18 protein-coding genes, 3 tRNA genes and 1 pseudogene are annotated in these 20,606 nt (G+C 42.9%); 7 read left to right on the top strand and 15 right to left on the bottom strand.

All coding sequences use genetic code 11. The features are described from left to right. Positions 1 to 77: 77 nt before the first annotated feature. The 8 genes and pseudogenes from rodA to leuS form a co-directional block, all read right to left on the bottom strand. Positions 78 to 1,190, bottom strand: coding sequence for a rod shape-determining protein RodA (rodA, locus tag Q4557_RS02935; protein ID WP_102477087.1), 1,113 nt, complete (start codon positions 1,188 to 1,190; stop codon positions 78 to 80). Beyond that, positions 1,187 to 3,043, bottom strand: a complete 1,857-nt coding sequence (mrdA, locus tag Q4557_RS02930; protein WP_102477088.1) for a penicillin-binding protein 2 — start codon at positions 3,041 to 3,043, stop codon at positions 1,187 to 1,189. The genes rodA and mrdA overlap by 4 nt, the downstream gene beginning before the upstream one ends. A 95-nt stretch (positions 3,044 to 3,138) precedes the next feature. Further along, positions 3,139 to 3,609, bottom strand: a complete 471-nt coding sequence (gene rlmH, locus Q4557_RS02925) for a 23S rRNA (pseudouridine(1915)-N(3))-methyltransferase RlmH (RefSeq protein ID WP_076543100.1) — start codon at positions 3,607 to 3,609, stop codon at positions 3,139 to 3,141. Next, positions 3,609 to 3,938 (bottom strand): ribosome silencing factor, encoded by a 330-nt coding sequence (gene rsfS, locus Q4557_RS02920; RefSeq protein WP_076543101.1) that lies wholly within the window; start codon positions 3,936 to 3,938, stop codon positions 3,609 to 3,611. The genes rlmH and rsfS overlap by 1 nt, the downstream gene beginning before the upstream one ends. 230 nt (positions 3,939 to 4,168) lie before the next feature. Beyond that, positions 4,169 to 4,783, bottom strand: a pseudogene (nadD, locus tag Q4557_RS02915) (nicotinate-nucleotide adenylyltransferase); the annotation flags it as partial. Continuing rightward, positions 4,780 to 5,811, bottom strand: a complete 1,032-nt coding sequence (gene holA, locus Q4557_RS02910; RefSeq protein ID WP_102438993.1) for a DNA polymerase III subunit delta — start codon at positions 5,809 to 5,811, stop codon at positions 4,780 to 4,782. The gene holA and the pseudogene nadD, both read right to left, overlap by 4 nt. Then, the gene (lptE, locus tag Q4557_RS02905) at positions 5,811 to 6,305 is read right to left on the bottom strand and encodes an LPS assembly lipoprotein LptE (protein WP_303410737.1); all 495 of its coding nucleotides are present in this window, start codon (positions 6,303 to 6,305) and stop codon (positions 5,811 to 5,813) included. The genes holA and lptE overlap by 1 nt, the downstream gene beginning before the upstream one ends. A gap of 136 nt (positions 6,306 to 6,441) precedes the next feature. Then, complete coding sequence (gene leuS / locus Q4557_RS02900) at positions 6,442 to 9,021, bottom strand: leucine--tRNA ligase (protein ID WP_102439165.1); 2,580 nt, start codon at positions 9,019 to 9,021, stop codon at positions 6,442 to 6,444. A 120-nt stretch (positions 9,022 to 9,141) separates the two neighbouring features. Here leuS and Q4557_RS02895 point away from each other — a divergent pair, with 120 nt between their 5' ends. Next, positions 9,142 to 9,642: a zinc ribbon-containing protein gene (locus tag Q4557_RS02895; RefSeq protein WP_076543105.1), complete on the top strand. Its 501-nt coding sequence runs from the start codon at positions 9,142 to 9,144 to the stop codon at positions 9,640 to 9,642. A gap of 185 nt (positions 9,643 to 9,827) precedes the next feature. On the opposite strand, the gene Q4557_RS02890 is transcribed toward Q4557_RS02895, so the two are convergent. From Q4557_RS02890 to Q4557_RS02860, 7 genes are all read right to left on the bottom strand, one after another. Continuing rightward, positions 9,828 to 10,343 carry a prepilin-type N-terminal cleavage/methylation domain-containing protein gene (locus Q4557_RS02890; RefSeq protein WP_102438989.1) on the bottom strand — a complete coding sequence of 172 codons (516 nt, stop codon included), beginning with the start codon at positions 10,341 to 10,343 and terminating at the stop codon, positions 9,828 to 9,830. Between the two features lie 14 nt (positions 10,344 to 10,357). Further along, positions 10,358 to 11,884, bottom strand: a complete 1,527-nt coding sequence (gene lnt / locus Q4557_RS02885) for an apolipoprotein N-acyltransferase (protein ID WP_102532072.1) — start codon at positions 11,882 to 11,884, stop codon at positions 10,358 to 10,360. 43 nt (positions 11,885 to 11,927) lie between these two features. After that, on the bottom strand, positions 11,928 to 12,806 hold the full coding sequence (gene corC / locus Q4557_RS02880) for a CNNM family magnesium/cobalt transport protein CorC (RefSeq protein WP_102438987.1): 879 nt from the start codon (positions 12,804 to 12,806) through the stop codon (positions 11,928 to 11,930). 51 nt (positions 12,807 to 12,857) lie between these two features. Then, positions 12,858 to 13,322 (bottom strand): rRNA maturation RNase YbeY, encoded by a 465-nt coding sequence (gene ybeY, locus Q4557_RS02875; protein ID WP_102477091.1) that lies wholly within the window; start codon positions 13,320 to 13,322, stop codon positions 12,858 to 12,860. Continuing rightward, entirely contained in the window at positions 13,312 to 14,418 is a 1,107-nt protein-coding gene (locus Q4557_RS02870; protein ID WP_102438983.1) for a PhoH family protein, read from the bottom strand. Before Q4557_RS02870 ends, ybeY begins: the two co-directional genes overlap by 11 nt. Positions 14,419 to 14,551: 133 nt before the next feature. Continuing rightward, positions 14,552 to 15,982, bottom strand: a complete 1,431-nt coding sequence (gene miaB, locus Q4557_RS02865) for a tRNA (N6-isopentenyl adenosine(37)-C2)-methylthiotransferase MiaB (RefSeq protein WP_102438981.1) — start codon at positions 15,980 to 15,982, stop codon at positions 14,552 to 14,554. Between the two features lie 92 nt (positions 15,983 to 16,074). Next, entirely contained in the window at positions 16,075 to 16,494 is a 420-nt protein-coding gene (locus Q4557_RS02860) for a hypothetical protein (RefSeq protein ID WP_102438979.1), read from the bottom strand. Positions 16,495 to 16,753: 259 nt separating this feature from the next. Between Q4557_RS02860 and Q4557_RS02855 the strand changes: the two genes are divergently transcribed. The 6 genes from Q4557_RS02855 (at position 16,754) to Q4557_RS02830 (ending at position 20,606) form a co-directional block, all read left to right on the top strand. Then, positions 16,754 to 17,977, top strand: a complete 1,224-nt coding sequence (locus tag Q4557_RS02855) for an FAD-dependent monooxygenase (RefSeq protein WP_303410541.1) — start codon at positions 16,754 to 16,756, stop codon at positions 17,975 to 17,977. 262 nt (positions 17,978 to 18,239) lie between these two features. Then, on the top strand, positions 18,240 to 18,827 hold the full coding sequence (gene pth, locus Q4557_RS02850; protein ID WP_102438975.1) for an aminoacyl-tRNA hydrolase: 588 nt from the start codon (positions 18,240 to 18,242) through the stop codon (positions 18,825 to 18,827). Positions 18,828 to 18,902: 75 nt separating this feature from the next. Further along, a complete protein-coding gene (ychF, locus tag Q4557_RS02845; protein ID WP_102438973.1) occupies positions 18,903 to 19,994 on the top strand; it encodes a redox-regulated ATPase YchF in 1,092 nt (363 codons plus the stop codon). Positions 19,995 to 20,198: 204 nt separating this feature from the next. Continuing rightward, positions 20,199 to 20,275: transfer RNA gene (locus Q4557_RS02840), tRNA-Met, on the top strand. A 123-nt stretch (positions 20,276 to 20,398) separates the two neighbouring features. Continuing rightward, positions 20,399 to 20,483, top strand: a tRNA-Leu gene (locus tag Q4557_RS02835). 48 nt (positions 20,484 to 20,531) lie between these two features. After that, positions 20,532 to 20,606, top strand: a tRNA-Gln gene (locus Q4557_RS02830).

Here is a 20,606-nt window from a genome sequence, read left to right as displayed (position 1 = left end):
GGACTACCGCTAAGTGATGTCAATTCAGCTGTGCGGCAGTTTTCCTTATTAAGTTATTTCATTAGGTTTGGCTGGGATTACCTATCCACAAAGCGTCTATGGGTTTGAATACTCATCAGAATGCCAAAACCTATCATCAATGTCATCATCGAGGTGCCGCCATAGCTGATTAAAGGTAAGGGCACTCCCACAACAGGTAAGATGCCAGATACCATACCAATATTGACGAAAATATAAACAAAGAAGGTTAAGGTAATACTGCCTGCCAGTAAGCGAGCAAAGGAGGTTTGCGCTCGCGATGCGATCACCAAGCCGCGGCCGATGATATACATATACAGGGCAAGTAACAGTAAACTGCCGATCAGGCCAAACTCTTCACCGATAACAGCAAAGATAAAGTCGGTATGGCGCTCTGGTAAAAACTCAAGTTGTGATTGTGAGCCTTGCAGCCAGCCTTTACCCCATAGACCACCTGAGCCAATGGCGATTTTCGATTGAATAATATGATAACCCGCGCCGAGAGGGTCGCGCTCAGGATCAAACAAGGTCATCACCCTAGTGCGCTGATAGTCGTGCATTAAGAAGTACCACAGTACCGGTAAAAAGGCTAAAACCGCGGTCACACAACTGCCGACAATTACCCAGCTCATGCCTGATAAAAACAGCACAAAAATCCCCGAAGCGGCGACCAAAATTGAGGTGCCTAAATCAGGTTGCTTAGCAATCAGTAACGTAGGAATTAGCAGAATAACCAAACCACCGGCTAAATAACGTTTTTTCGGTGGTAGCGGAAATTTACTGATGTACCACGCCATAGTAATAGGGAAGGCGAGTTTGATAAGTTCTGATGGCTGAAACTCCATAAAGCCTAAGTTTAGCCAGCGCTGTGCGCCCTTATTAATGGTGCCAAAAAAGTGTACCCCTAGCAGTAGGATGATACCTGCCACGTAAATGGGTAAAGCCCAGCGCCTGAGAATTTCAGGGTTTATTTGGGCAAAGATAAACATGACAAATAATGACAAGCCAAAGCGGGTTAATTGCCTTTCCATCATGGCAAAGTCTTCACCGCTGGCAGAATAAATCACAAACAAGCCAAAAATCATTAGCGCGAGTAGGCCCAACAATAACGGTAAGTCTATGTGTAGTTTTTGCCAAATAGTCTGTTTGTGTGGGTGGTGTGAGGTATTCATTGTTCCACCATCCATTGATCTCGTAACATGTATTCATCCAATAGCGCCCGGGCGACAGGTCCAGCATTGACTCCGCCCCAGCCAGCATTTTCAATAACCACCGCGAGAACAATCTTAGGGTTTTCATAAGGCGCGTAGGCAATAATTAAGGCGTTATCTCGTAAAAACTCTGACACGGTATCAGCATCGTATTTTTCATCTTGGGCAACACTAAATACCTGCGCAGTACCGGTTTTCATTGCTGCGGTATATTTGGCATCAGTAAAGCGAGACTTATCAGCCGTTTTTCGCATCGCTTCGTTAATGATTTCCCAGTTATTATCATCGTTTAATTTTATTGGTTCACGCTCATCAATCGGGGTATCGATTTTAGCTGTGTCATCTTTAAATGATTTTAATAAATGCGGCGTATAACGGGTGCCGTGATTGGCTAAAATGGTGGCGGCATTAGCAAGCTGTAATGGTGTTGAGGTCCAGTAGCCTTGACCAATACCCACCGAAATCGTATCACCAATATACCAAGGCTGATTGTAACGCATGCGCTTCCAATCTTTTGATGGCATGATGCCGTTGGCTTCTTCGTAGATATCAATGCCACTTGATTCGCCAAAACCAAATTGGTTCATGAAATCAGCAATCTTATCGACACCGACTTTATAGGCTAAGTCATAAAAGAAGGTATCACAGGAGTCCATGATGGCACTGTATACATCAACCCAGCCGTGGCCCCAGCGTTTCCAGTCGCGGTATTTACGTTCGACATTGGGAATTTGCCAAAAGCCTGGATCCCAGATGCGGGTTTTTTCGCTAATGGCTTTTTGTTCTAAGCCCAGTAGTGCAATATGCGGTTTTACTGTTGATGCTGGTGAGTATTGGCCTTGGGTTGCACGGTTGATAAGAGGGCGTGATTTATCGTTTAGTAGTGCGTTATACGCCTTGCTGCTAATACCGTGAACAAATAAATTAGGGTCATAACTTGGGCTTGATACCATCGCAAGTACGCCGCCATCTTGTGGATCGATTGCAACCACTGAGCCGCGGCGACCATCTAATAGTTCCATAGCTTTTTGCTGTAGTTTTAAATCTAAGGTGAGGTAAATATCTTGCCCAGGCGTTGGCGGGGTCACCTTCAAGGTGCGGATCACGCGGCCACGGTTATTCACTTCTTCTTCAAGGTGACCAGGGGTGCCTAATAATAGGCTCTCATAGAACTTTTCAATCCCCTGTTTGCCAATATCATTAGTGGCGGCGTAATTTTTCCAGGTACCCGATTTTTCAAGAGATGCGCGATCACGGGTGTTAATTTTACCCACATAACCCAATACGTGAGTCATCAAATCTTCATAGGGATAATGGCGTTTAAGGCCTGCTTCGACTCTAAAACCGGGGAATTGATGTTGGTTAACACTGAATGCGGCAACTTGCTCTTCAGTTAATCGGCTTTTGATGGTTAATGGTTTAAAGCGGCGATGATAACGTAATCTTTCAGTGATACTTTCACGCTCTTCTTCAGTAAGGGCAATAACCTCATTGAGTTTATCTAGGGTCGCAGTAATATCTTTAGACTTTTCTGGGATGACTTCTAGGGTATAAAACGGCTGGTTTTCAGCAAGCAGTTGGCCGTTACGGTCGTAGATTAAGCCGCGACTCGGGGCTACGGGCACAACGCGGATACGGTTGTCATTAGAGCGGGTTTCATAATCAGTGTATGAGACAACTTGCAGTTGATAAAGGTTAGACAATAAAACACTGATGAGAATAAACACGCACAGGAAAGTGAACAAAGCACGACGTTTGAATAGCGACGCCTCGGCAGCGTGGTCGTGCATGGCAATGCGCTTTTTTGGCGACACTTAAGCTTTCTCCGATGAGATTCAGGCTAATAAATTCAGATTTGTTATATTAGCTGAATTAGCTTTGCTTTTACCAGAGCCTTGACCAATAAGGTTTACTCTCTATGGTAGGGGTGGTTGTTATTTATACTCCATGCTCGATAAAGGCTTTCGGCAACCAGTACTCGAACTAATGGATGGGGCAAAGTGAGGGCGGATAAACACCAGCTTTGGCTTGCAGCAGCTTTGCATGCTGGCGCAAGACCTTCAGGACCGCCAATCAATAAACTGACATCACGGCCATCAAGCTGCCATTTGCTGAGTTGCTCGGCAAGTTGTGGGGTTTCCCAGTTCTTACCAGGCAAGTCTAGGCTTACAATGTGATTGCCTTTGGGTACTGCTGCTAGCATTAGTTCGCCTTCTTTTTGAAGAATGCGTGCTATATCAGCATTTTTACCGCGCTTTCCTGCGGGGATCTCAATCAACTCTAACGCCATATCACGAGGAAAACGACGTTGGTATTCTTCAAATCCGCGGGTTACCCAATCTGGCATCTTGGTGCCAACAGCAATCAGTTGTAACTTCATTATGCGTTGTTTTCAGACCATAGTTTTTCTAGATCATAAAACTCACGTGTTTGGTCTTGCATTACATGTAAGATTACGCCACCTAGATCAACCAGTACCCATTCACTGCTCTCACGACCTTCAACACCTAATGGTTGTAAGCCTGCAGTTTTAGATTCAACGATCATATTTTCCGCAATTGCGCGAACGTGTGTTTTTGATGTGCCAGAGCAAATAACCATAAAATCAGTGATTTGTGATTGTTCTGCAACGTCTAATACCACAACGTCTTTGGCTTTCAGGTCATCGATTTTATCGATAACAAAATCTTTTAATTCCGTGCTCTGCACGTCACTTACCTCGATATATAAAAATAACGGGGCATTATACGCAAAATACCTATGCGAGCGCAATTGAAGCTGAAATTGATTTTAACAGCAGCGATTTTTGAGGCGGGAATTACGAGGGGTTAACGGTAAAGTTGATGTTGTAAAATATAGGCTTGGATGCACGCTGGGAGTTTTTTATTTAATGAGCCTTTTGCTAATTTCAAAGAGCCATCAGCGGAAAAATGAGTGCTTTGTGCGAGTAGTTTAGTGCTTTGGGTGGGTAAGTGAGTTTCGTTAGCCATTAACTGAGTCAGCTGCGCCCTTATTTCAGTAGAGGAGATATCTTGCAAGGTCACTTCAACTGGGAATATATTGCCAACTTTAGCCTCAATCGACTCAGCTTGCTGACAATCTACTTGCTTTTGTTTAAGCAGTTGCATCATCGGATGGTCATGGCTCGCTGACCAACCAGGGCGGCGACAAACCACCAAATGGCACAGGGCAAATAATTGCTGCCATTGATACCATGACGCTAGCTGAATAAAAGAGTCTGTGCCCATTATGAAATAAAATTGATGCTGGGGATAACGCTGGGTTAATAACTCAAGAGTGGTCACAGTGTAAGATGGACTATCACGATTAATTTCGATATCACACACTTCAAGCTCATCATATTGCTGACAAACTAACTCAGCCATAGCTAAGCGTTGCTCACTGCTAACTTTAGTGGTTTGTTTGTGAGGCGGGATATGATTAGGCATTAGCCAAATTTTGTCTAAATTGAGCTGTTGTTTTACTTCAATGGCAGGTTTGATATGACCATAATGAATGGGATCAAAGGTGCCGCCTAAAATCCCAATCTTCATGTTTGCAGTTCTATATGGGCTAATCGTCTGTGGGCATTAGGATCAAATAACAGACTTAAATGGCTGATAGCGGTCCAATCTTCTACCCCATGCTGCTTGAGGTTGCGCTCAATTTTTGAGGCAAAGGCTAGCATGTGTTCGATTTGACTGAGGCTCAGTCGGGTTAATGCCGCTTGATAAAAGGGTTTACGCTTATCCCAAATACGATGTTTAGACCATAAACTATTCAGTTGCTCGCCTTGCTCTACTGCAGATTTTAAACTGAGTAATACATTTAACTCTTTAAACAATGCCCACATTAGAATTGGCATCGCAGTGCCTTCAGCATTAAGCTGTACCAACATATGCTGGGCATGTTTTTGGTGGTTTCCTAGTAGCGCATCGGTTAACTGAAACACAGTAAAGCGCGACTGATCTTCAAAATAATCGTTTAAATGATCGCTGTGGATTGGCTTATCAGGGCTGAGTAATTGCAATAATTGCAAGGCTTGCTCAGCAGCCAACAAATTACCTTCAAACAAGTTAAACAGCATGGCTTTGGCGTCCATCTGCACCTGTAACTTGTAAAAATGAATGCGATTATCTAACCAGCGCTGGAACTGTTTCCCTTCAGGGGTAGCGCAAGGTAAATAAATACCGTCGTTATCAAGGGATTTAAACCATTTGCTTTTGGTTTCAGCAGATATCTTTGGCCCATGGATAATCAGAATAATATCCGGATTAGGATTTTGCATCATGGCTGTTAACGCTGCCGAACCTTCGGTGCCAGGTTTTGCTTGGGGAAGCGTCAACTCGATGATGCGGCGACTGGCAAATAAACTCATTGATTGCCACTCTTGTTGCAAATCATTCCAGCTAAAGCTGTTGTCTTGAGTTAAATGTACCCGCTCTTCAAAACCTTGTTTTTTAGCCGCGCTGAGAATTTGTGCTTTGCAGTTTTCAATTAACCATGGGTCGTCACCAAAGAGTAAATAACAACCATGGAGTGTTTTGAGATGCTGATTTAATTGATCTGGGTAAACCCGCATCAATTCACCTCGATTGAGGCCAGAGTTTGGATAATATTATCAGCCGCTTGAATACGCATTTCTTTGACTAACATTTCCATTTCTCGGCTTTTTGCTAGTGCTGTACGCGGATCGTCTTGATAATCACGGCGAATTTCAGATACGAATCGCTGTGGCTCGCTGCCTGGGAACATAACAGTGTAATTAATCACATAAATAAGCTCATACTCAGCTACGTTACCCGTAGGATATAAAGACAGGGTAGCACGCTCTAGTGAGTCATTGATGAGGCTTAAAGTGGCTGTTTCATCTGATGCGGGTACGGTTGCCACACGGTGAATACGTAAGCGTTCATTAACTAGACGGGTCAGTTCACTGTATTGGTCATTGGAACGCAGGTGCAATTCTTCAAGTTCGGCAGGAATTGAATAGCTACGTTGTAATTTAAAGCCGCAACCAGCACTGGTCATAATGACGAGCGCCAACAAGGCCAAGTTAATGCGTTTAATTAGCATCACTGTTTTTGGCATCCTTTAACTGTACATGCATAAGATGGGTATTAGGTTACATCTTTAACTTTATGAAGGCGACGAATGACGAGGCTAATTGCTTGTCATTTGTCACCTTCAAGCTATCGTTACTTATAAATGATTAATTAGCAACGATGTTTAGCAGTTTGCCTGGTACATAAATCACTTTGCGTACGGTGACGCCATCAGTGAATTTTTGTACGTTTTCATCAGCTAAACCTAGGGCTTCTACTTCTTCTTTAGCAGCATCTGCAGCTACTGTGATTTTAGCACGCAGCTTACCGTTAACTTGCACGATAATCAGTTTGCTATCTTCAACTAGTGCTGACTCATCAACTGTTGGCCATAGGCTATCTTCGATATCAGTTTGGTTACCTAAGGCTGTCCACATGCTGAAACAAGTATGTGGGATGATTGGGTAAAGCAAACGTGTTACTGCTGATAATGCTTCTTGCATCAGGGCTCTGTCTTGCTCATTAGCAGACGGGGCTTTTTGCAACTTGTTCATCAGTTCCATGATAGCGGCAATGGCGGTATTGAACATTTGACGGCGTTCAACATCATCACTGACTTTAGCAATGGTTTTATGTAATTCACGACGAAGTGCTTTTTGATTGTTATCAAGTGCTTTAGGGTCAAGTTCAACCACATCACCTTGAGCGATATGATCATGAGCTGTTTTCCAGAAACGCTTAATGAATCGATGTGCGCCTTCAACGCTTGATTCTTGCCACTCAAGGGTTAACTCAGGTGGGGCTGCAAACATCATGAATAAACGCACGGTGTCAGCACCGTATTTATCAACCATTTCTTGTGGGTCGATACCGTTATTCTTAGACTTAGACATCTTGCTCATGCCGGTATAAACCAGTTCATGACCTTCACTGTCTACCGCTTTTACTACACGGCCTTTATCGTCAGTTTCTTGTACTGTAACGTCAGATGGTGAAACCCAAACGCGGGCGCCTTTCTCGTTGTTATAGTAATAAGCATCAGCCAATACCATACCTTGAGTCAGTAAGCGTTTGGCTGGCTCATCAGAGTCAACTAAACCAATATCACGTAGCAACTTGTGGAAGAAGCGGAAGTATAGCAAATGCATACAAGCATGCTCGATACCGCCAATATATTGATCCACTGGTAACCAGTAGTTTGCTTTAGCAGGATCAAGCATTTGATCTGCATGGGGGCTACAGTAACGGGCGTAATACCAAGATGATTCCATAAAGGTATCAAAGGTATCAGTTTCACGCAGTGCTGGCTGGCCATTTACCGTGGTTTTAGCCCACTCTTTGTCAGCTTTTATCGGGCTTTGAATACCATCCATTACCACATCTTCAGGTAATACAACCGGCAGTTGCTCAGCTGGTGTTGGCATTACAGTGCCATCTTCAAGCGTAACCATAGGGATAGGAGCGCCCCAGTAGCGTTGACGCGATACCCCCCAGTCACGCAGACGGAAGTTCACTTGACGCTTACCTTTACCTTCAGCAGTCAGTTTGGCATCAATAGCATCGAATGCAGCTTGGAACTCTAAACCGTCAAACTCACCTGAATTAAATAGCACGCCTTTATCAGTAAAGGCAGCTTCACTGATATCCACATCGCTATCAGCAGGCTTGATCACAGCTTCAATGGTTAAACCGTATTTTTTAGCAAACTCATAATCACGTTGGTCATGGGCTGGAACTGACATTACTGCGCCAGTACCGTAGTTCATTAATACAAAGTTACCGACCCAAATAGGCACTTCTTTGCCGGTTAATGGGTGGATTGCATTAAGACCGGTCGCAACGCCTTTCTTTTCCATTGCAGCCATAGCCGCTTCGGTAGTATCAACGTTTTTACATTCTTCAATGAATGCAGCAAGCTCAGGGTTATTCTTTGCTGCAGCTTCAGCAAGAGGGTGACCACTGGCAATTGCAACATAGGTTACGCCCATCACGGTATCAGGACGAGTGGTATAGATATCAAAGCTATCGTCACTGCCAGCAACACCGAAAGTCATTTCAATCCCTTCACTGCGGCCAATCCAGTTACGTTGCATCGCCTTAACTTGCTCAGGCCATTCATCTAACTTATCGATATCGTTTAATAGCTCTTCAGCGTAATCGGTGATTTTAATGAACCACTGAGGGATTTCTTTTTGAACCACCTCAGTGTCACAACGCCAACAGCAACCGTCTTGTACTTGCTCGTTAGCCAGTACTGTTTCATCGTTTGGACACCAGTTAACTGAGGCGGTCTTTTTGTAGACTAAGCCTTTTTCAAATAACTGGGTGAAGAACCATTGTTCCCACTGGTAATACTCAGGGGTGCAAGTCGCGATTTCACGACTCCAATCATAACCAAAGCCTAATAGCTTAAGTTGGTTCTTCATGTAGTCGATATTTTCATAAGTCCATGGCGCAGGCGCAGTCTTATTATTGATTGCGGCATTCTCTGCAGGTAGACCAAATGAGTCCCAACCGATAGGTTGTAACACATTTTTACCTTGCAAACGTTGGTAACGAGCAACAACATCACCTATGGTGTAGTTACGCACGTGTCCCATGTGAAGTCGGCCTGATGGATAAGGGAACATAGAGAGACAGTAAAATTTCTCTTTGTTTGCATCTTCAGTTACTTCGAAGGTTTTTTTGTCTTCCCAGTGCTTTTGCACCAAGGCTTCAATTTCTGAGGGATTATATTGCTCTTGCATCACTCTATTCCGGCCAATGCCGCCCATTGTTTGATCTAGCGCTAAAAAGCGCGAGTAAGATCTGCATAGAATAAACTAGAAGTGATGCATTAAAAAGGTTCAGATGAAGGAGTATTTACTATGAGTGGACGAAGTTCAGCGTTATTAGCACTATATAAGACGCTTTTTGAGCAAGTTAAGAAACAATATGATGAAGATAACTCATTGACGGCAAAGAGCCTTTTTGCTTCTGTGACCCAGTGTAAAGATTATTTGCAATTAAAGTCAGCCGCCGATGCCGAGGAGCTTGCTTTAGCAGAAGATTTTTTAAAGCGTGACATCGCCAGCTACATAAAAGAGGAAAATGCCGATAACCTCAGTTTTAGCCCAACTGTCATTGGTATTGAAAACACCTTATGGCACTGGCTGGGTGAAATTACTGATCGCAGCCAAGTAGAGTGGCATGAAATTGCCCAAGACTTTAAGCATCAGGGTTTTTATATGTCAGGGGAGGTGATTAACCAAGGTAAAGTGATTTGTACTGAGTGTAATCATGAAATGAAAATTGAATTCCCCAGTATTATTCCAGATTGCCCACAATGCGATAATGAAATGTTCACTCGAGAAGCGCTAACGCCTTAAAGCGCTGCCTATTTCAAACAATAGCACGATTTTAGAGATTGTTTGAGACAGCAACTATGCTAGCTGACTTAAGTGGCATAGTGCTTTACGTCTTATGTTTATGTAATAGTGTTTTACGTCTTATGTTTATGCAATAGTGTTTTATGGTCAATTTTTTATCGATTAACTGAGTTTAAAGCGCATATTTAGCAACCCGAGGTGCTAACTTGGTATGTTGGCGGGTTAGCTTCACTACTGGCCTGGGTGTACAAAAAATAGCAGTTGTCATCACGCACTTCACCATCGTCATTGAGATCATATCCAATATAGGTTTCAGGTGCACCTCGATATTGGATTTCCCAATCGTCCATCGACACAATCCATTTTTCGATATCAGTATTATCAAGATAACCGTTTATTAAACGGGTATTGAAACTGCCATCGCCTTCTAAATCGATATCGGTTAAATCATCACGACCTGGAACACTTCGGGTAGAAATACTGGGCATTTGCGTGCGTGCATAAACGAGGGTATTAGCTGCTTTAACGCTGCTCTGTAATTGTGATAATGCGTTAATTCGGGCTTCAGTGGCAAAGTTGATAAACTTTGGCGCAGCAATAATGGCAATGACGGCCAAAATGATAATGACCACCACTAACTCAATTAATGTAAATCCATTTGGATTGAATATATTTGGCTTAACTGGCAATGCTTGCTGCAATCATGGCCTCCTTGCTATTTTTTTCTGCCTTTGTTTAATAATAGTTGATATATAAAACTAAATAAAATTATCAAGCTACATAATATGAGTAACGGTGTTTGGCCTATTCGCTTAAACCAAGTTTCACCGTCATATAAGGCAACGTCAGCCACTAATACTCCAGATTTGAACTGTGGCAGTTGGTGAGTAATACGGCCTTTAATATCGACCACAGCGGTAACACCGTTGTTGGTGGCTCTGACTAAGGGGCGCCCCAACTCAATTGCGCGCATTTGGGCTATTTCCATGTGTTGCAGTGGCCCGATAGAGTCACCAAACCAGGCATCATTAGACACTGTGAGTAAAAAATCAGTGTCTTTATTCACATTGGCGCGTAATTGCTCAGGAAAGACGATTTCGTAGCATAAAGCCGGTGCCACTTGATAGCCTAAAGCATTAAGGTTTTTTTGCTCATAGGTGCCACGTGCAAAAGATGACATGGGTAAATTAAAAAACGGGGCTATTGGGCGTAAAAGGCTTTCAAAAGGGACAAACTCACCTATTGGTAATAGATGATGTTTCTTGTAATCATTAATGCCACTTCCAACGTAATCGCCCTCAGTCTGCTGAGGATGATAGGCATTGCCCAATACAATTAATGAGTTATAAAAGTCATTTTGTTGCATGCTAATAATACCGGTAATGATGGCGCTATTATTTAAATTAGCCACCTTGTCGGTATTATGTAAAAAGTCTGCCACCATAGCTTCAGGCGCTGGAATCGCGGCTTCAGGCCAAATGATGATATCAGCATCAAAATTAGGCCGACTTAAATCCATATACTTGAGTAAAGTTGGCCATAGTGCGTCAGGCTCCCACTTCATACTTTGCTCAATATTGCCTTGTACTAAAGCCACTTTAACCGTTTCATTTCGTGGGCTTATGTCGGAGATGTGCGGCGCAAGGTAAGTGCTGATAAATATCAAAGAGAATATGATGATAACACTGGCAAAACGTTGATATAACACCAGTGCGATACTGCCACAAACCAGTGCGATAACATAACTTAAGCCTAATGCGCCAATTATACTGCCAAGCTCTGACAATGGCCCTTGGGTTTGACTGTAGCCTGCCCATAACCAAGGGAAACCTGTGAGAACCCAACCGCGCATCCACTCGGTAAATACCCACAGTGCGGGGAATAACCCTAAGTAACGAAAATAAACTTGCCAGCCTTGAGTTTGCTGATATTGGGACAGTTTCGCAGTGAGATAACCTGCTAGCGCTGGAAATAAGGCCAGATAAAGCGCCAATATTGCCATTAATGCCATTGATACTATTAGCGGTAAACCACCAAAGGTATCAATGCTGACATGTACCCAACTAATGCCAAATGCAAAACAGCCAAAGCCGAAGCTTAACCAATGAAAGAAGTTTTCTTTCGGGGTTAGGCTGCGACTTTGCCATAAAACAAACAGCATTGCTGCGGGGTAAAAAGCCCAAATAGCGTAGGGGGCAAAAGCAAGTGTGGTTGAAGCACCTGCAACAAATGCAGTCACCATTTTAATCACTGATGACTTGGAAAGTTTATTTTTTAGCACAGAGTTAGTCGTCGAGTTCTTCTAGCAGTTTTTGATCGGGTAACTTCACACTAAGTTGAATTAAACGTCTGGTGTCAGCATTGGTGACTTTAAACTCGATATTATCGATAACGACAGTTTCATTTCGCTCTGGTAAGTGACCAAATGCGTGTGAAACTAAGCCGCCTACGGTATCAAATTCTTCGTCGCTAAATTGGGTGCCACAAGCGTCATTAAATTCATCAATCGGTGTACGTGCTTTAATCATAAACACGGTGTTACTGATCTTTTTGATTTCGGTATCTTCTACTGAACTATGATCGAACTCGTCTTCGATTTCACCGACGATTTCTTCTAAGATATCTTCAATCGTCACTAGGCCGGATACACCGCCATATTCATCGACCACGATGGCCATATGATATCGCTGGGAGCGGAATTCTTTTAGCAGTACATCAACGCGTTTGCTTTCAGGCACAACAACCGCAGGCCTGATGACTTGATGCAATGAGAAAGGTTGAGCTGATTGTTTGAAACCATATTTAAGTAAATCTTTTGCAAGCAAAATACCTTCAATATGATCTTTATCCTCGTTGACCACAGGAAAACGGGAGTGTGCAGACTCAATGACTGTTTCTAGTAGCTCTTCAACAGTGCTATCGATTTGCAATGTGACTATTTGGCTTCGAGGGATCATGATGTCGCGTACCCGCAACCCTGATACTTCTAATACGCCATTCATCATTTCGCGGGTGTCTTCAGTAATTAAAGAGCGCTCTTCTGCGCCAGCAATTACATCAACTAAGTCTTCGCGATTTTGAGGTTCGCCCTGAAACATCTGACTAATTTTGCCAATCCAGTTCTTCTTACGGGCGTTGGTACTCGGTGGGATGTCGTCACTCATAATATTTTACTAAATCAAAATCAGCATGTTATATGCAGTCGTCTGATTTATTTACGCTTCCTTATATGGATTTGAAAAACCTAAGCCTTCAATGAGTTGAGTCTCTAATGACTCCATTTCTTCAGCTTCATTATCGATAATATGGTCATAGCCTAGTAAATGCAAGCAGCCGTGAATAACCATATGGGCCCAATGTGCGACAAGGGGCTTATTTTGTTGATTTGCTTCAAGTTCTACCACCTCAGCACTAATGATGAGATCGCCTAATAGCGGTAACTCAATCCCTGGAGGCGCTTCAAAGGGGAAAGACAATACATTAGTCGGCTTGTCTTTACCACGGTAAGTATTATTAAGTTGCTGGCTTTCAGTATTTTCAACAATTCTGATGGTCAGTTCAGCTTGCGCCATAGTGTTACCAAGGGCTGTCGCTACCCATAGCTCAAATTCACTTCGGCTGGGGAGCTTACTGCTGTCAGTAACGGCAATTTGCAGATCTAAATCAAGTTTAAGACTCATTATTTATTGCTCCGTCTTTACTGATCTCGTTGGCGTTAACGTCCACATTGGCCATTTGTTCATTAAAGGCCGTTTGACGTTGTTTATACTGGCGCTCTTTTTCAGCTTTTTGTGCTAGCTCTTTTGAATCAAAGGCTTCATAAGCTTCGACAATTCTTGCCACAATCGGGTGACGCACCACATCTTGAGACATAAAGAAGTTGAAGCTGATTTCATCGACCTCACTCAATACTTCAATGGCTTGGCGAAGCCCTGATTTTTGACTGCGAGGCAAATCTATCTGGGTAATATCACCGGTGATCACCGCTTTCGAGTTAAAGCCGATACGGGTTAAGAACATTTTCATTTGCTCAACGGTAGTATTTTGGCTTTCATCCAATATAACAAACGCATCATTTAGGGTTCGACCACGCATATAGGCTAAAGGCGCGACTTCAATAATATTACGTTCAAGTAGCTTTTCAACTTTCTCAAAGCCCATCATTTCAAATAAGGCATCATAAAGCGGGCGTAAATAGGGATCGACTTTCTGACTTAAATCCCCTGGTAAAAAACCTAATTTTTCGCCAGCCTCAACAGCTGGGCGGGTAAGGAGTATTCGTCTTACTTCTTGTCTTTCAAGGGCATCAACAGCTGCGGCAACTGCTAAAAAGGTTTTACCGGTACCGGCAGGTCCCACACCAAAGGTAATGTCGTGTTTGGCCATATTCGCCACATACACAGACTGGTTTGGATTGCGAGGTTTGATGATGCCGCGTTTAGTTTTGATATGCAGGGTGTCATCTTCAGCCGATGATTCAGCTTCGAGGTTAATGACCTCCTGAATGGCTAAATGCACTCGCTCTGGCTCTAAATCTGGGGTGCTACCTTTAACAGTTTGGGTTTCAATGTATAGCTGTTTCAGTAAATTATTAGCATTAAAGGCATGTCTTGGCAGGCCAACGATTTTGAAATGATTATTCTTATGGATAATCTCAACACCTAAACGACGTTCAAGCTGTTTAATGTTGTCATCATATGGACCACATAATGAGGCAATTCTTCGAGTTTCAGCAGGCTCGAGGTATAAATTCATGGTAGTAACTTTAGTGGACAAAAATAATGCTCCAAAAGAAAAAGAATGCGAATAGATATAAAAGTTAAAATACCACGGTATTAACTGAAAAGCACAATAAAGGCGGCTCGAGGCCGCCTTTATTAAATAATGATAAACCCGTTTTATGGCTAAATTAGCTGCCTGGGGTAAATTGGCTTACACCAATATCATCATCAGTTTTGTGTTTGGCTACGATATCTGACGGACGTAAACTTCGACGTAAATCCATCTCGTCTTCGCCACGAATAAATACGCCGCGCAGCGAGTTTGTATATACATCAACAATTTCAACATCCACAAAACCGCCAATACACTTAGGATCAGCTTCAAAGTTCACTACGCGGTTATTTTCAGTACGGCCGCGAAGCTCCATAGGGTTCTTAACTGAAGGGCCTTCAACTAAAATACGTTGAACAGTGCCTAACATTTGGCGGCTGTAGCGCATGGCTTGTTGGGTAATACGGTCTTGTAAAATCGCTAAGCGCTTTTTCTTTTCTTCCATGGTGACATCATCTGGCAAATCAGCCGCTGGTGTTCCTGGACGGGCGCTGTAGATAAAGCTAAAGCTGTGGTCAAAACTGACATCTTCAATCAACTTCATGGTGTCTTCAAATTCAGCATTTGACTCACCAGGGAAGCCGACAATGAAGTCGGAACTGATTTGGATATCAGGGCGCGCTTTACGTAAACGACGAATAATTGATTTATATTCAATTGCCATATGACCACGTTTCATATTAGTTAGAATGCGGTCTGATCCCGATTGCACTGGTAAATGTAAGAAACTCACCACTTCAGGGGTGTCTTCATAAACATCGATAATGTCTTGTGAAAACTCAATGGGGTTACTCGTTGTGTAACGCACACGGTCGATACCATCAATTGATGCCACTAGACGCAATAACTCTGCGAAGGTGCAAATATCATCATCATGGGTAGCACCGCGAAACGCATTCACGTTTTGACCAAGCAGGTTTACTTCACGTACACCTTGTTCAGCAAGTTGTGCGATTTCTAAAATGACATCATCAACCGGGCGGCTAACTTCTTCACCGCGGGTGTACGGCACTACGCAGAATGAACAGTATTTACTGCAGCCTTCCATAATAGACACAAACGCCGATGGACCGTCAGCGCGAGGCTCTGGTAGGCGATCGAATTTTTCAATTTCAGGAAAGCTCACATCAATAACTGCTTTATCGCCATTATTAATTTGGGTGATCATCTCAGGTAAGCGATGTAAGGTTTGTGGGCCAAAAATAATATCAACGCACTGAGCACGTTCTTTAATGGCTTTACCTTCTTGTGAGGCAACACAACCACCTACACCGATAATTAGATTAGGTTTTTTGTCTTTGAGGGTTTTCCAGCGACCAAGCTGATGAAACACTTTTTCCTGCGCTTTTTCGCGAATTGAACATGTGTTTAGTAGCAGTACGTCTGCTTCTTCAGCATCCTCAGTCAAGGTATAACCTTGATAATCGTCCAGCAAGTCAGCCATTTTTGATGAATCATATTCATTCATCTGACAGCCCCAGGTCTTTATGTGTAGTTTTTTACTCATCAGTTACGCCGTTCTATTACCACAGAAAAATAGCCGAGTATTTTAACTGCACAAAGGCTCGCTGGCTAGCCTTTGTGCACACTTAAGCGGCATTATTCTGAAATGACTAATACCCCTATATTTTCAGGGTGTTTATCTATTTGGGCTAACTCATTTGATTGATTGGTAAAATAGCCAAATTGTTTCGCCATTGTGACGTTATCTTGTCTTGCTTGAACAATTATTTTTTGCGCTAGCTCTCTATTAAACTGCGTAAGCATTTCCGTGGTTTGTTGATATAAGGCATAATCGAAGGATGAACGGTGAATAACCGTAATGGTTTCCATCGGTTGTACTTCGGCTTGTGCTGTCATTGGCATAATGGCTGCGCCAGCAACAAGCCCTGCAAGTAGCGGCATAGTATAGAGTGACTTAGTAAACTTTTTTACATAACTCATTAACGTATTACGGCTGCTTGTTAGTGATTTAAGGGTTCCATTATTAGATTGTACATAGGTGCTTTGACTGAACATACTATCCTCTCTTACCTTGACATTTAAGGGGTTGGTTGCAAGGCATGTCATACTAGACAGTCTCAGTATAAGGTAAGGTTTGGTGGTCAAAGTTTAATCAGTGTAAGCAAGTGTTGCTCAAACTCAAGATAGCAACATATCGACACAATCGAGGCGTTACAGACATCTTTGTACATAGTTTAAGTGACGCTTATTGGCATAATAATCGTCACAGTCAATGTTGTTTCAGTATTACAGTTTTTTTAAAGGTAAATAGACAATGCATCAAGCATCGAATGTAGTTGAACATGATGTCGTCATCGTTGGCGGTGGTATGGTGGGCGCAGCTGTAGCTGTAGGATTAGGTCAGCTTGGCTTAAATGTTGCCATGGTTGAAGCATTCGCGCCTAAAGCCTATTTACCTGAGCAGCCGTTAGATTTGCGCGTATCAGCTATTAGTGTGGCCTCTGAGCAATTACTCGAACGCTTGGGCGTAATGGAGCAATTACGCACTATGCGTCATGTGGCCTATAAAGGTTTAGAAACCTGGGAGCTCGATGATTGCATTACTCGTTTTCATGCTGATCAGATCGATGAATCACATCTGGGCTATTTTTTTGAGAACCGCTTAATTCAACTGAGTCTGTGGCAGCAAATTGAAAAGATGGACAATGTGCATTGTTATTGCCCTGATAGCGTTGCTAAGTTCGAGCGTATTGAAATGAGCAATAGTGACGTAAAATCATTGTCTCAAGGAATGAAAGCGACCCTTAAAAGTGGCGTTGAATTACATGCATCATTATTAGTTGGCGCAGATGGGGCTAACTCACAAGTAAGACAATGGGCCGGTATTGGTATTACTGGCTGGGATTATGCTCAGTCAGCCATGCTCATTAATGTTGAAACTGACACCGCGCAGCAAGACATAACTTGGCAACAGTTTACCCCTCAAGGGCCACGCTCATTACTGCCATTACCGGGTAATAACGCCTCATTAGTATGGTATGACAGTAATAGTCGCATTAAGCAGCTTATGCAGCTCAATCATAAACAACTGGCTGAGCAAATTAAGCTTAACTTTCCATCAAGGCTTGATGAGAACTTTACCGTTATAGCTAGAGGCAGTTTCCCGCTCACAAGACGTCATGCCCAAGATTATTGCCAAGATAATATTGTGATTTTAGGTGATGCAGCCCATACCATTAACCCGCTTGCAGGGCAGGGCGTCAATATTGGTTTTAAAGATGTCGATGTATTGATTGCAACCATTGCCGATGCAGTAGGCAATGATAAACCTTGGTGGACAGCATCTTGTTTAAAGCAGTATCAATGCAAACGTTATAGCGATAATTTATTGATGATGTCAGCAATGGATGCATTCTATGCAGGCTTTAGTAATGATTTATTACCAATAAAACTGTTAAGAAATGGGTTGTTGAAACTGGCAAACTACGATAATCCGATCAAACAGAAAGTGCTTAAATACGCATTGGGTTTAGCGTAACTTATTCTATTTAATCAGCAATCACGCCTTCCCCCACCACGCAATTTCTAATGGCGGTTAACTATATTCACTGTGAACTTTTTCACAGTGAGGTTATCCCCATTCTGTCTAATTATCACAGTGTATTTGTTGAGTTCAGTTTTGAGTGTTAAAATGCCGCGCTTTAGCGCCTTCAAATCACAAAATCTTAGTCTATAACTATTAAGATGGATAAATGATATTGAAGATAACGCAGTCATTTAACCACTGAAATTGAGTGCTAATGAGTCAAATAAAACTAATTGTCGGCCTTGCTAACCCAGGTGCAGAATACGCCCACACTCGTCATAATGCGGGTGCATGGTATGTACAAGAGTTAGCGCGTTTATGTGGCGCCACCTTAGCGCCAGACAGTAAATATTTTGGCTTAACCGCCAGAGTCACTATTGATGGTAAAGATGTGCGTCTACTTATACCTACTACGTTTATGAATTTAAGCGGTAAGTCAGTGGGCGCATTAGCGAACTTTTTTCGTATTTTACCTGAAGAGATATTAGTGGCCCATGATGAGCTTGATATGGAGCCGGGCGTTGCCAAGTTTAAATTGGGCGGTGGTCATGGTGGTCATAACGGCTTAAAAGATATTATTGCTAAGCTTGCCAATGAAAAAGGCTTTTACCGATTACGTATTGGTATTGGTCACCCTGGAGATAAAAACCGCGTCAGTGGTTATGTCTTAGGTAAAGCGCCAGCGAGCGATCAAGAAAAGATGGACGCAGCAATAGATGAAGCGGTGCGTTCAACTGAAATATTGTTTAAACAAGACATGGCGAAAGCGATGCACCGATTACACACATTCAAAGCGCTCTAATTAGCCGCGCTTTGATTATTGATTTGACACAACTTACCACTTCCTAGGTGAGTTTAATTATATAAAGGTAAAAATATGGGTTTTAAATGCGGCATTGTGGGTTTGCCAAATGTTGGTAAGTCAACACTATTTAATGCGTTAACTAAAGCAGGAATCGAAGCTGCTAACTTCCCGTTTTGTACCATTGAGCCAAATACGGGTGTGGTTCCAGTACCTGATCCACGTTTAGATGCATTAGCAGCGATTGTTAATCCAGAACGTATTTTACCGACTACAATGGAATTTGTGGATATTGCAGGTTTAGTTGCTGGCGCATCAAAAGGTGAAGGTTTAGGTAACAAGTTCCTAGCTAACATTCGTGAAACGGATGCCATTGGTCACGTTGTACGTTGTTTTGAAGATGACAACATCGTTCATGTTGCTAACAAGGTTGACCCTGCAGGCGATATTGATGTTATCAACACTGAACTTGCGTTAGCGGATTTAGACAGCTTAGAGCGTGCTATCTTCCGTCAGCAAAAGCGCGCTAAAGGCGGCGACAAAGATGCTAAGTTTGAAGTAGAAGTACTTGAAAAAATGCGTCCAACTTTAGATGAAGGCCAAATGCTGCGTTCATTAGAGTTAAGCAAAGAAGAAATGGCTGCAATTGCCTACCTTAACTTCTTAACCCTAAAGCCAACCATGTACATTGCTAACGTATCTGAAGATGGATTTGAGAATAATCCACATTTAGATGCTGTTAAAGCCATTGCCGCGACAGAAAACGCCGTGGTGGTTGCAGTATGTGCCGCTATTGAGTCTGAGCTTGCTGAGATGGACGCTGAAGAGCGTGATGAGTTTATGGCAGACCTTGGTCTTGATGAGCCAGGGCTTGATCGCGTTATTCGTGGTGGTTATGAATTATTGGACTTACAGACTTACTTTACTGCAGGTGTAAAAGAAGTAAGAGCATGGACTGTGCCAGTAGGCGCCAGTGCGCCACAAGCTGCTGGTGTGATCCACACCGACTTTGAGCGTGGCTTTATTCGCGCCCAAGTAATGGCCTATGATGACTTTATCGAGTTTAATGGTGAAGCAGGTGCTAAAGAAGCAGGTAAGTTACGCGTAGAAGGTAAAGCTTATATCGTTAAAGATGGCGATGTAATGCATTTCTTATTCAACGTATAAATAGTATTTGTAGACTTTAATTAGTCAAACAAGCGGTCGAGGTTAACTTTTTTGGTCAAATATGCCGATTTGCTACGCAGTTTGGTGAACTTATAGCCGAACAGTGCCAATTGATGAAAATAGCTAAAAAAAGCAGTTGACCTCGATACGCTGAATAAGCATAATACGCCCCGTCCTCACGACGAGGGCAACGAAAGATAAAGTGGCAATGTAGCTCAGCTGGTTAGAGCACAGCATTCATAATGCTGGGGTCGCAGGTTCAAGTCCCGCCATTGCTACCATCTTCTCAAGATGTCAAACTAGAGATTCGCTGGTTAGTTAAAGCCGCAAGGTTTTAGAAATATGACTGGCTACCTTCTCAAGGTTAAATGAGCATCGTGTTCTGGATGTTAAACAGAGTCAGTGCGGGAGTGGTGGAATTGGTAGACACGCCAGATTTAGGTTCTGGTGCCGTAAGGTGTGAGAGTTCAAGTCTCTCTTCCCGTACCATTATATAGAAAGGCTGGCATTAGCGGGTTTTTCGAAAAAGCTTTAGATTGGGATATCGCCAAGTGGTAAGGCACCGGGTTTTGATCTCGGCATCCCCAGGTTCGAATCCTGGTATCCCAGCCA

The organism is Shewanella sp. 5_MG-2023 (assembly GCF_030547465.1).
Classification (GTDB): domain Bacteria; phylum Pseudomonadota; class Gammaproteobacteria; order Enterobacterales; family Shewanellaceae; genus Shewanella.
Note: the sequence above shows the minus strand (reverse complement) of the source record. Positions and strands in the feature narration are given on the sequence as shown.